This is a genomic window from Lacticaseibacillus salsurae (genome assembly GCF_045862175.1).
Lineage (GTDB): Bacteria > Bacillota > Bacilli > Lactobacillales > Lactobacillaceae > Lacticaseibacillus > Lacticaseibacillus salsurae.
Genome location: NZ_BAAFZI010000066.1, coordinates 1 through 10246 on the forward strand (window position 1 = coordinate 1; position 10246 = coordinate 10246).

At 47.8% G+C, this 10246-nt stretch carries 7 protein-coding genes, 24 tRNA genes and 2 rRNA genes; 1 reads left to right on the forward strand and 32 read right to left on the reverse strand.

The window, feature by feature from the left end; all coding sequences use genetic code 11:
• The 7 genes from ACKTSG_RS12500 to ACKTSG_RS12530 all read right to left on the reverse strand — a co-directional run.
• A 16S ribosomal RNA gene (locus ACKTSG_RS12500) occupies nt 1–100 on the reverse strand; the annotation flags it as partial.
• Nucleotides 101–582: 482 nt separating this feature from the next.
• Nucleotides 583–1038 carry a Fur family transcriptional regulator gene (locus ACKTSG_RS12505; protein WP_407895257.1) on the reverse strand — a complete coding sequence of 152 codons (456 nt, stop codon included), beginning with the start codon at nt 1036–1038 and terminating at the stop codon, nt 583–585.
• Nucleotides 1039–1188: 150 nt separating this feature from the next.
• Nucleotides 1189–3288 (reverse strand): LTA synthase family protein, encoded by a 2100-nt coding sequence (locus ACKTSG_RS12510; protein WP_407895259.1) that lies wholly within the window; start codon nt 3286–3288, stop codon nt 1189–1191.
• A gap of 188 nt (nt 3289–3476) precedes the next feature.
• Complete coding sequence (locus tag ACKTSG_RS12515; RefSeq protein ID WP_054718529.1) at nt 3477–3710, reverse strand: YkuJ family protein; 234 nt, start codon at nt 3708–3710, stop codon at nt 3477–3479.
• 67 nt (nt 3711–3777) lie between these two features.
• On the reverse strand, nt 3778–4812 hold the full coding sequence (locus ACKTSG_RS12520) for a lysylphosphatidylglycerol synthase transmembrane domain-containing protein (RefSeq protein ID WP_407895261.1): 1035 nt from the start codon (nt 4810–4812) through the stop codon (nt 3778–3780).
• Nucleotides 4813–4816: 4 nt separating this feature from the next.
• Nucleotides 4817–5839: a glycosyltransferase family 4 protein gene (locus ACKTSG_RS12525; RefSeq protein WP_407895263.1), complete on the reverse strand. Its 1023-nt coding sequence runs from the start codon at nt 5837–5839 to the stop codon at nt 4817–4819.
• A 2-nt stretch (nt 5840–5841) separates the two neighbouring features.
• A complete protein-coding gene (locus ACKTSG_RS12530; protein WP_407895265.1) occupies nt 5842–7023 on the reverse strand; it encodes a glycosyltransferase family 4 protein in 1182 nt (393 codons plus the stop codon).
• Between the two features lie 215 nt (nt 7024–7238).
• Between ACKTSG_RS12530 and ACKTSG_RS12535 the strand changes: the two genes are divergently transcribed.
• Nucleotides 7239–7757: a hypothetical protein gene (locus ACKTSG_RS12535; protein ID WP_407895267.1), complete on the forward strand. Its 519-nt coding sequence runs from the start codon at nt 7239–7241 to the stop codon at nt 7755–7757.
• Between the two features lie 116 nt (nt 7758–7873).
• On the opposite strand, the gene ACKTSG_RS12540 is transcribed toward ACKTSG_RS12535, so the two are convergent.
• The 25 genes from ACKTSG_RS12540 to rrf form a co-directional block, all read right to left on the reverse strand.
• Nucleotides 7874–7957 (reverse strand) — tRNA-Leu (locus ACKTSG_RS12540).
• Between the two features lie 47 nt (nt 7958–8004).
• Nucleotides 8005–8076: transfer RNA gene (locus ACKTSG_RS12545), tRNA-Cys, on the reverse strand.
• A gap of 34 nt (nt 8077–8110) precedes the next feature.
• Nucleotides 8111–8182 (reverse strand) — tRNA-Gln (locus tag ACKTSG_RS12550).
• A gap of 6 nt (nt 8183–8188) precedes the next feature.
• Nucleotides 8189–8261 (reverse strand) — tRNA-His (locus ACKTSG_RS12555).
• Between the two features lie 16 nt (nt 8262–8277).
• Nucleotides 8278–8348 (reverse strand) — tRNA-Trp (locus ACKTSG_RS12560).
• A gap of 5 nt (nt 8349–8353) precedes the next feature.
• Nucleotides 8354–8434, reverse strand: a tRNA-Tyr gene (locus ACKTSG_RS12565).
• A 5-nt stretch (nt 8435–8439) separates the two neighbouring features.
• A tRNA-Phe gene (locus ACKTSG_RS12570) sits at nt 8440–8512 on the reverse strand.
• Nucleotides 8513–8517: 5 nt separating this feature from the next.
• Nucleotides 8518–8591: transfer RNA gene (locus ACKTSG_RS12575), tRNA-Asp, on the reverse strand.
• A 20-nt stretch (nt 8592–8611) separates the two neighbouring features.
• Nucleotides 8612–8685 (reverse strand) — tRNA-Met (locus ACKTSG_RS12580).
• Nucleotides 8686–8697: 12 nt separating this feature from the next.
• A tRNA-Ser gene (locus tag ACKTSG_RS12585) sits at nt 8698–8787 on the reverse strand.
• 17 nt (nt 8788–8804) lie between these two features.
• Nucleotides 8805–8876: transfer RNA gene (locus tag ACKTSG_RS12590), tRNA-Glu, on the reverse strand.
• 12 nt (nt 8877–8888) lie between these two features.
• Nucleotides 8889–8976 (reverse strand) — tRNA-Ser (locus ACKTSG_RS12595).
• A gap of 19 nt (nt 8977–8995) precedes the next feature.
• Nucleotides 8996–9069, reverse strand: a tRNA-Ile gene (locus tag ACKTSG_RS12600).
• A gap of 13 nt (nt 9070–9082) precedes the next feature.
• Nucleotides 9083–9153, reverse strand: a tRNA-Gly gene (locus tag ACKTSG_RS12605).
• Nucleotides 9154–9169: 16 nt separating this feature from the next.
• Nucleotides 9170–9242: transfer RNA gene (locus ACKTSG_RS12610), tRNA-Phe, on the reverse strand.
• A 5-nt stretch (nt 9243–9247) separates the two neighbouring features.
• Nucleotides 9248–9321 (reverse strand) — tRNA-Asp (locus ACKTSG_RS12615).
• A 2-nt stretch (nt 9322–9323) separates the two neighbouring features.
• Nucleotides 9324–9397, reverse strand: a tRNA-Met gene (locus ACKTSG_RS12620).
• A gap of 50 nt (nt 9398–9447) precedes the next feature.
• A tRNA-Ile gene (locus ACKTSG_RS12625) sits at nt 9448–9521 on the reverse strand.
• 6 nt (nt 9522–9527) lie between these two features.
• Nucleotides 9528–9601: transfer RNA gene (locus ACKTSG_RS12630), tRNA-Met, on the reverse strand.
• Between the two features lie 25 nt (nt 9602–9626).
• Nucleotides 9627–9700: transfer RNA gene (locus ACKTSG_RS12635), tRNA-Pro, on the reverse strand.
• A gap of 4 nt (nt 9701–9704) precedes the next feature.
• Nucleotides 9705–9778 (reverse strand) — tRNA-Arg (locus tag ACKTSG_RS12640).
• Nucleotides 9779–9813: 35 nt separating this feature from the next.
• Nucleotides 9814–9885: transfer RNA gene (locus ACKTSG_RS12645), tRNA-Gly, on the reverse strand.
• Between the two features lie 7 nt (nt 9886–9892).
• Nucleotides 9893–9965, reverse strand: a tRNA-Thr gene (locus ACKTSG_RS12650).
• A gap of 45 nt (nt 9966–10010) precedes the next feature.
• Nucleotides 10011–10083, reverse strand: a tRNA-Val gene (locus tag ACKTSG_RS12655).
• A 6-nt stretch (nt 10084–10089) separates the two neighbouring features.
• Nucleotides 10090–10206: ribosomal RNA gene (rrf, locus tag ACKTSG_RS12660) — 5S ribosomal RNA — on the reverse strand.
• Nucleotides 10207–10246 lie beyond the last annotated feature (40 nt).

The window sequence follows — 10246 nt, forward strand, 5'->3', positions numbered from 1 at the left end:
AATCAGTCCGAAGACTTCATGCAGCAAAACCTCGTTCGACTTGCATGTATTAGGCACGCCGCCAGCGTTCATCCTGAGCCAGGATCAAACTCTCATATAATGAGTTATTTGAATAGCTCGTTTGTTGCTCTTCACTAAGACCGAAATCTTAGATCCGAGATTTACTAGCGAATTGACTTCGCTCATGTTTAATTCTTTTCAATTAAGAAAAGCCCTATCACATTTACGAAACTTTGTTCAGTTTTCAAAGGACTACCTTGTTGATAGTTGCAATCAACTTCATAAGTTTATCATAACCATCAGCTCGTTGTCAAGAAAAAGTTTCAAGAATTTTTTCAGTGAAGCGCTTCATAAGCCCTCGCGACAACTTTTAAATCATACCAGACAGCTGACTTTTCGTCAAGCAATATTTTCGCTTGCTGGATCAACTGGCGGTGTTATCAAAAAGACAACTTTGATATCATACCAAGCTCGATCAGGCGCGTCAACAGTTTTGGCGCATTTTTTTGAGACAAAAAAATTATCCGAACAGTGACGGTTTTGATCCCGTGACTCGTTCGGATAATTTCAGAAAACAGCTTGCTAAGCTTGGACTTTATTCGGTTGTGCCAACTTCGCCTGGCACTCAGGACATAACCCATAAACTTCCAAATGATGCGCCGTCACTTGAAATCCAGTCACAGCAGCTGCATGAGCTTGCACTTTTGCCAGTTGTGGATCGCTAAAATCCACGATTTTGCCACAATTCGTACAAATCGCATGATAGTGCGGCTGTAATGGGAAGTCAAAATGAACGGCAGTATCGGCCACATTCATTTCTTCAACTAATCCTAGATCCGTCAACAACCCTAAATTGTTATACACTGTGGCCACTGACATATGGGGAAAATCAGCAGCTAAGTCGTCATGGATCTTTTCAGCCGTTGGATGGGCGGTGCTGGCGATCAAATATCGAATGATCGCGATACGCTGCGGGGTCACGCGGATCCCAGCTTGTTTTAATTTGGCGATGGTTTGATCATATACAGTTGCTTGCATCAGTTTTACCTCATTTTAGGCCTTTGACATTCCAAGATAAGAATAACTCTAAACTAGCCTGAAAACAACTTTTTTGACGACAACTGTCATCACATACAAAAACGGCAACTCATCACGCGAAATTCGCGTCATCAGTTGTCGATTTAAGGATTATTTACTACTACTTGATGCACTACTTGAACTGCTACTACCTGATTTCGCTAGTTCTGGTGCATCAGTCACATATGGCACCACGGCGCCTTTATTCTTGGCAAGAACTGAAGTACCTTTCTTTTGGTCTTTTTTCAGTTGCGCCAAAGCTTTCTTCTTATTGTAGCTAAAGTCTGACTTGTTGACTTTCATAAAGCCATTTGGGGTGTAGAAGCGCAATAAGTCTTCATTCAACACCCGATCAGACAAATTGAGTTCAGTTGTGACTTGGTTCGTGGCTTTATCGATCACTGCTTTTTGAGCAGTCGACAACTGTTTGATCACTTTGCCAGTGGTCGTGTTGTAATAGGTACTGCCGACTTTGGTATATTGCGGCGTCACGAAATCACCATTGCGGAAAGCGACTGTTTGCGAGTGTTGCGGGCTTAACAGATCGGAGCCAAATTGCACATAGTTATCCGCTTTGATCCCAAGTAAGTTCAACAACGTCGGCAAGACATCGATTTCACCACCATAGGTATGATTGACGCCGCCTTTTAAGCCGTCCATATGGATCATCAATGGCACCCGCTGGAATTGTGCATTGTCAAAATCATTAAAGGTCTTTTTGCCGAGTAATTTGGCCACGGCTTTTTTGTGGTTGCCAGAGATCCCGTAATGATCCCCGTAAAATACCACCATACTGGACTTGTCCAAACCAGACTGCTTCAGCCAAGTCATGAACTCACCGATGGATTGATCCAAGTATTTGGCAGTTTGCACATACCCGTCGACGGTATCATCCCCAGTATCGGTTTTGGTGATGGATTGGTTTTGTTTGTCTAAGGTATAAGGATAATGGTTCGTCACTGTGATCAACTTGGTATAAAACGGCTGCGGCAATTGTTCCACATATTGCGCCGCGTCTTTCATGAAGATCTTATCTTTTAACCCATAGCCGACATCAAAGTTTTTGCCGGATTGGAAATAGCTTTTGGTAAAGAAGTAATCATAGCCCCATGACTTATAGGCATTATCGCGGTTCCAAAAGCTTGGCACATCCCCATGGGCAGCCGCAGTGGTGTAGCCATTTTGATCCATGATCGCCGGCGCCGCTTGAAACGTGTTGGACGTCCCGTCAGAAACCATGGCGGAGCCTTCTGGTAACCCAAACAAAGAGTTTTCCAGCATCATCTCCGCGTCAGCTGTTTTGCCTTGACCGACTTGGTTGAAGAAATTATCAAAACTCAAGGTGTCGGATTCATGGTAAAGCTTGTTGAGGTTTGGTGTGACTTCTTGGCCATCCCACTTAAAATCGATCAAAAACTGCTGGAAGGACTCCAAATGAATGACAAAAACGTTCTTGCCTTTAGCGACGCCGGTATATTGGACGTTAGGCGCCACTTTGTTTTTCTTTAAGTAGTTTAAAACCGAATCGATATCTGAGGCTTTGGCATTGGCTTTGGTGGCACTGGTACGCGCCGTTTTAACGCCGTCAACCACCGTATACGCATTTAACCCCAAGTACTTAACGATGTAATTGTTATCAAAGGTGCGCGTCAACAAACCGGAACGATCGGAATACGCCATGCTTAAATTCGCGCCAAATAACAAGATCGCCAGCAGTGACACGCCAATGGCAAAGCGTTTTTTGATCGGGCGCAAGTCCATGTGGATCAAATGCGTCGCCAGTAAAATGATCAAAATCGCCAGATCTAAGAACACGAACCAATCACTGCCGCGCATGATGCCAAAAACGCCTTTGGACAAGTTATTGGATACCGCGCCTGAGCCTTTGATCAAGGCAAACGTCAAAAAGTCGGAGAATTCGCGATAATACAAGACATTGGCAAACAGCCAAATCGACGTTAACGCATCGATGATCAACATCACCACATACGACTTGCGCCCGCGCATATACAAGGCGATCCCAAATAACAACAAAGTCGTGGGGATCGGATTAAGCGCCAATAGCAAGTCTTGCATGCTGCCTTTGACGCCAAGGTTGAATTTATTTTGATATGCCCAGTAGGTTTTCGCCCAAAACAATGCAATGGCGAGGACAAAAAATCCGAGCCTCGAATCAAAAAAGCCTCGAATTTTGCTGCCGATATGTTTCATCGTGATCCTCCACAGATTAGAAATTGTCAATATTAAAACATTATATCACACCCGTTAGTCTACACATTCACCAGGTAAAACACAATTTATCGCCACATTTAAGCGCGGTTTTAACTGAATGTTAAACCGATCGGGAAGTTTAACGGCATAAAAAAAGGCCTCGCCGAAGCGGGCTTTTTTGATGGCTACTAGTCACCCAGTAAGTCATAAATTTCCATCGCCGTAAGATCGATGTCATCGAAGTCAAACTTTTGGTGATGATCCATTTCTTCTAGGGTATAGGTTTCAGTCTTTGGGTCATATTCGACGAGACCTTTTTCGACACCGTCTTTTTCGAAACGCCGTGATTGCACTTCGCCATCGGTTGCTTCTTGCATCGCTTCTAAGCGTTTGATGATCGCAACTAACTGTGAGCTCTTCATACCAACGGCCCCCTTCCTGTACTTCTGTGATAGCGTACCATAAAATGGCCTGCTGTGACTATGAAAATCAAATTTTTTTAGCGTTTTCAAGTGCTTTCATGTGCTTTGCCGGCACTGCCAATGCCCCAATGCCAAGCACCATCCCTAAATAATAGGTCAATAAGCGCCACAACAACATGGCCAATACCAATTGTGAAGGTGTCGCCACGAAGCTGGCAAATAAGGTCTTAAACGACAACTCCGCCCCACCAGTCCCACCTGGGATCGGAAACAGCGACACGATCATGACGATCATCACATGCGACACCATCACCGTCACCAAGTCGACTTTGCCCAAGCCAAAACTCAACAACACAAAATACGGCACCGAGTAATACATCAACAGTTGCACCAGCGTTAATCCAGCAGCTTTTAAGACTTTCTTTTTTTCTTGTTTCAAGTGCAGGCTTTCGGCATAAAAGGTATCGATCTTGGCATCCATGTTGGTTTGCCAGCGCTGCATTTTGACTTCGCCGACAAAGCGGCCCAATAACCACACCACGCCGCGGACCAAGCGCTTGGTGAAGCGGTATTGATACATCACCAGCAGCAACCCGATGATCACCACCACATGGATCACGAGGCCAAACACGATCAACCAAGCTAACGCGCCAAAATGCGTGGCCACGCGGTTAAAGCCGATCACAATGGTCAAAATGAAATTGATCAACACCATAAACTGGTACACGATAAACTTCATCAATAACACGGAACTGGCGCGTCCGCCTTCCACCCCAGCTTGCATCAATGCCATCAGCTGGGCTGGTTGCCCACCTGAAGCAAATGGGGTGATGTTGTTGAACAATTGCTCCACTAAAGGTACGCGAAACGCAGCTTGAAAGCTTAAGTGCTCGCCAGCATGTTCCACGAACACTTTAACGACGAAGCTTTCCACGACCCATGAGCCGATCATCACCACCAACGCCACCACCAACCACTGCACCTGCATGTGATTTAAGGTGTGCCACACTTGATGGAAGTTCAGGTCTTTCATTTCCCAAGCAAAAATGGCCAACCCAATGGCGACCATGATCAACACAGCCCAACGATTTTTTCGACTCATTGATTTACACCATTGCCGCTTGCTCGCGGTAGAACCGCTCCCAAACGCGGGCCAAGCGGGCTTGAGAATATTCTTGCGCCGCCGCTTTTGCTTTTTGCGTATACTCATGTTGCATTTGCGGGCTTTGCCGCAGTTGCCGCAACATTTGGTTCATGGCTTGCACATCAGGCGCCATCATCGCATAAGGGGCGATGATCGTATCATACAGCGACAAAGCGCGCACCATCACTGGCGTTTGCGTGGAAAAAGCCTCCAGCACTGCCATGGGAAACAGCTCTTCAAATGACGGCAGTAAGAAACAATCGGCGATATTATAGTAGTCGACCATTTCTTCGCGCGGCACGATCCCAGTAAACGTCAGATTCTCCGGCGCATTGGCCACGGCGGACTTCAAGTGATCATACCCATTGGTGATCATCCCAAATGAAAAGCCCCCAGCCCAAATAAAGCGCATATCCGGATTGCGTTTGGCCAAGGCAATGAAATCATCAACACCTTTGCGATCTTGCACCTGCCCAGCACCAAACACCACAAAATCATCTGGCTTAATGCCATATTTAGTCCGTAAAATCGCCTTGTTCGCCGGCGTTTCTGGGTAGAACGTTTGCCGTGACACAAAGTTTGGGATATAAGTGACTTTCTTGGGATCGATGCCATAAGCGGCCAAGCGCGGAATGAAGTTGGGATTGACTACCACCAACATATCCATGCGCTTATAAAAAGCCACCACATACTTGTCCAACGTCCAACGCGCTGGTTTTGGCAAGGTCAGCGATTGATCTAAAGTATCTGGTAAAAAGTGCACATAGCCGATTTTGCGGCCACGTTTTTTGGAAAACGTTGACGCAAAAAACGCCGGATCGATGGTATGGTAATGGCTGATCACACTAGGCGAGTAGTCATTGATCGCAATGTGGAACTCATTGGGTAAATATTGTTTCAGCAGATCCAATAACTCGGTATACACCGCCCCTACCCCTTGGCCGGCGACTTTATCTGCGGAACTGAACATGTGGATGTCGATCATGGTTACCCCTTCGCTTCTTGTGGTCCATCGGCTTGGTCGTCAGCATTTTCTGCGGCCAGTGCTTTTTGATAAAACGCCAGCACCGCATCGCCGAATTGATCAGCAGAAATCGCCTGCAATTTACTTTCACGCGGTTTGGGATCATCAAAAGCTTGTGGATGCTTGAGATACTGCAAACATTGCGACACCATTTCGGCATCGGTAGTAAATGTGGTGCCGATCGCCGGGTCATCCAGCAAGCTTTGGGTGTACTCAGCTGCATACGCCACCACTTTGCGCCCCGCTGCCAACGCTTCAATGTAGGTCAATCCTTGAGATTCAGAGTCACTGGCTGATACAAACACATCAGCGGCGCGATAATAATCGGCGATATCGTCATGATCGACTTCCCCGACAAAGCGCACATGGTCTTTGATCCCTAAATTCTCAGCTTGCGTTTCCAAATCAGCTTTTGCCGGGCCATCACCGACGACTAGCAATACTGTATCCGGTTGTTGCGCCAAAATGGCAGGCATCGCGCCAACCACGCGGTCGATGCGTTTTTCATAAGCGACGCGACTCAGCGACAGCAATACCGGCACATCAGCTAAGCCTAATTCTTCGCGCAAATGCGGATTTTTCGCCGCAGCAAATTGGGTCAAGTCCACACCAGTGGGAATGATCACTTTAGGTGTGGTCACGCCATAGCTTTCAAGCGACGCGGCTGTGCGTTCACTCGGGCACACAACGCCAGCCACATGATACAAATAAGCCCGCATAAACTGCCGCACATGATAAGGCCGCAACAAGTGGCCGTTCATCACATAATGCAAATAGTCTTCATACATGGTGTGATAGGTATGCACCACTGGGATCTTCAATTGCCGCGCCACAAATTTGCCAATGTAGCCCATGGAAAATTCAGTTTGCGTGTGGACGATGTCGAGTTTCAATTCTTTGGCCACTGCGTAAGCATGAAACAAACCGCGCACAGCAATGCGCCGATCCGTAAAGGAAACAAACGGCACGCTAGTAAAGCGAAACAAATTGGGCTCAACTGCTTCTTCGGGAACATGCGGATCTGAAGTCGTGAAAATGTACACGGTATGCCCCTTGCGTTCCAAGTCGTCTTTTAACGTTTTGATCGACGTTGAAACGCCTGAGACTTGCGGAAAATATGTATCTGTAAAAATACCGATATTCATCAGGCGTCCTCCAAATGGCACAGTTTGTTAAGTATAGTATAGCCTACTAGCTGGCAGGCGCAAAGTTACTCACTGCACAACATTGTACCAGTTTTTGGCGGCTGACTAATCCTACTGAAGTCCCAATTTGTGATTTTAACAAATCCATAAAGTCACACCACTATCACACAACCTTCAACAATTCATGGCATAATGTCCCCAAAGGAAGTGATCCCATGCAACGCAGGCGCCAAAAACCACGCAAAAAGCACTGGGGCCGCCGGATCTTCATCACGTTACTGATCTTAGTGGCCATTTGTGGCTTAGGCGTGATCTTTTTCCCTCAGCTCAACAATACCATGCGTGATGCCTCAGGCGGCAATGATACTGTTGCTGATAAAGCGGTGAAGTCGGCTTTAGTGTCACAACTCAACGCGCAAAAAAACGGAGATGCCGCCACTGATGCCGTAATCGACACCGCCACGGCAACCATCACCAATACCAAAATGAGTACCTTGATGAAAGCTGCCAAAGATCAAAGCACCGCCACTGCCATGCTCGAGCAAAACGGCTTGCCGAAAACCGCCGCCACCGCAGTGTCTCAAGCGATCTACAGCAACGCGGCGTTAACGCCGATCCGCGAAAAGCTAGCATCAGGCGATTATGCAGGGGTATATCAAGCCGTTAAAGCCACTGCCAATGATGGTAGCGCACTTAGTCGCTTAACGCAGCAACTGCAACAAGACATCCAATAAGACCATCAAGCTCAGGCATTGCGCCTGGGCTTTTTGAATAGGATTGGAGGCACAAAAAAAGACTCACGAGGAGTCTTTTGTATGTATTCATGTCGTGCAATCCCGGATGAAACTTCTACCGGCGATCGGGGTCGAACCGATACTCCATTGCTGGAACCAGATTTTGAGTCTGGCGCGTCTGCCAATTCCGCCACGCCGGCATGACATGAACTATATTATACACGCTTTTGAGTGGTTTCGCAAGCGAAGGCGGTGATCGGATTTGAACCGACGCATAGAGGTTTTGCAGACCTTTGCCTTACCACTTGGCTACACCGCCAGGATGTATATTTTTGTTATGCTCTAGTGAGCAATTGGGGTAGCTGGATTCGAACCAGCGCATGACGGAGTCAAAGTCCGTTGCCTTACCGCTTGGCTATACCCCAATGAAGGGCGGTATGTGGGGATCGAACCCACGTGTGCCGGTGCCACAAACCGGTGTGTTAACCACTTCACCAATACCGCCATAAATCTTAAAAAGCAGGGATAGTAGGAATTGAACCCACACTGACGGTTTTGGAGACCGTAGTTCTACCTTTAAACTATATCCCTATAAATGGAGGATCTAGGATTCGAACCTAGGAACCCGAAGGAACGGATTTACAGTCCGTCGCGTTTAGCCTCTTCGCTAATCCTCCAGAAATGGCGCGGGACGGAATCGAACCGCCGACACATGGAGCTTCAATCCATTGCTCTACCAACTGAGCTACCGAGCCATTAACGGTTCCAACGAGACTCGAACTCGTGATCTCCTGCGTGACAGGCAGGCGTCCTAACCAACTAGACCATGGAACCAACATATTATTCAATTGTAATTGCGGGAGCTGGATTTGAACCAACGACCTTCGGGTTATGAGCCCGACGAGCTACCAGACTGCTCCATCCCGCGATAATTTTAAAAAGGAGAATGAGGGATTCGAACCCTCGCGTGGGTATTCGCCCACCTGACGGTTTTCAAGACCGTTCCCTTCAGCCACTTGGGTAATTCTCCATGTGGTAATATCACACTGACCCGTACGGGATTTGAACCCATGTTACCGCCGTGAAAGGGCGGTGTCTTAACCACTTGACCAACGGGCCATCATATAACAACGGAGAAGGAGGGATTTGAACCCTCGCGCCAGTTTCCCGACCTACACCCTTAGCAGGGGCGCCTCTTCAGCCACTTGAGTACTTCTCCATGATTATTATTCAGTTAATGGGCCTAAATGGACTTGAACCATCGACCTCACGCTTATCAGGCGTGCGCTCTAACCAGCTGAGCTATAGGCCCAAAACAAGATTCCAGCGGGTGACGAGAATCGAACTCGCGACAACAGCTTGGAAGGCTGTGGTTTTACCACTAAACTACACCCGCAAATGGTATCGGGTAATGGCGCGGGACAGAATCGAACTGCCGACACATGGAGCTTCAATCCATTGCTCTACCAACTGAGCTACCGAGCCGAAACCGGTTCCAACGAGACTCGAACTCGTGATCTCCTGCGTGACAGGCAGGCGTCCTAACCAACTAGACCATGGAACCAATTGCGGGAGCTGGATTTGAACCAACGACCTTCGGGTTATGAGCCCGACGAGCTACCAGACTGCTCCATCCCGCGATAATTAATATTAAGATTGAGAAATTTCCCAGTCCATCAGCTGCGACCGATGGACCTTGTAGGGCTCGAACCTACGACCGGACGGTTATGAGCCGTCTGCTCTAACCAACTGAGCTAAAGGTCCAAGCAATCGCGGCGGGGGGGATCGAACCCTCGACCTCCCGGGTATGAACCGGACGCTCTAGCCAGCTGAGCTACACCGCGATATTTCATGAACAAAATTGTTCAATCGGGAAAACAGGATTCGAACCTGCGACCCCCTGGTCCCAAACCAGGTGCTCTACCAAGCTGAGCTATTTCCCGATGATGCACCCAGTAGGAGTCGAACCTACAACCTTCTGATTCGTAGTCAGACACTCTATCCAATTGCGCTATGGGTGCATATTCAATTTGTTGCAACGCTGATCGCTCAGCGAAGCGGAAGACGAGATTCGAACTCGCGACCCCCACCATGGCAAGGTGATGTTCTACCACTGAACTACTTCCGCGTAACACTGCCGACTAAAGGATTCGAACCTTCGACCCCCTGTTTACAAGACAGATGCTCTACCAACTGAGCTAAGTCGGCATTGGACTCAACCGGATCAGTTGGGAATGTTGGATCTTCGATCCATGGAGGATACAGGGCTCGAACCTGTGACCCTCTGCTTGTAAGGCAGACGCTCTCCCAACTGAGCTAATCCTCCATAACAGCGTGGCGACTTCCTACCCTCGCAGGCAGCTACCCACCAACTACTCTCGGCGTAGAGAAGCTTAACTTCTGTGTTCGGCATGGGAACAGGTGTATCCTTCTCGCCATCGCCACCACACTGTTTTTTTGAAAGTTTGCACTTTCAAAACTGGACATCA

What these genes read in the sequence shown, in the direction of transcription:
- ACKTSG_RS12530 (WP_407895265.1), bottom strand. Translation starts at nt 7,023, where the DNA reads ATGAATATCGGTATTTTTACAGATACATATTTTCCGCAAGTCTCAGGC.
- ACKTSG_RS12525 (WP_407895263.1), bottom strand. Translation starts at nt 5,839, where the DNA reads ATGATCGACATCCACATGTTCAGTTCCGCAGATAAAGTCGCCGGCCAA.
- ACKTSG_RS12515 (WP_054718529.1), bottom strand. Translation starts at nt 3,710, where the DNA reads ATGAAGAGCTCACAGTTAGTTGCGATCATCAAACGCTTAGAAGCGATG.
- ACKTSG_RS12520 (WP_407895261.1), bottom strand. Translation starts at nt 4,812, where the DNA reads ATGAGTCGAAAAAATCGTTGGGCTGTGTTGATCATGGTCGCCATTGGG.
- ACKTSG_RS12535 (WP_407895267.1), top strand. Translation starts at nt 7,239, where the DNA reads ATGCAACGCAGGCGCCAAAAACCACGCAAAAAGCACTGGGGCCGCCGG.
- ACKTSG_RS12510 (WP_407895259.1), bottom strand. Translation starts at nt 3,288, where the DNA reads ATGAAACATATCGGCAGCAAAATTCGAGGCTTTTTTGATTCGAGGCTC.
- ACKTSG_RS12505 (WP_407895257.1), bottom strand. Translation starts at nt 1,038, where the DNA reads ATGCAAGCAACTGTATATGATCAAACCATCGCCAAATTAAAACAAGCT.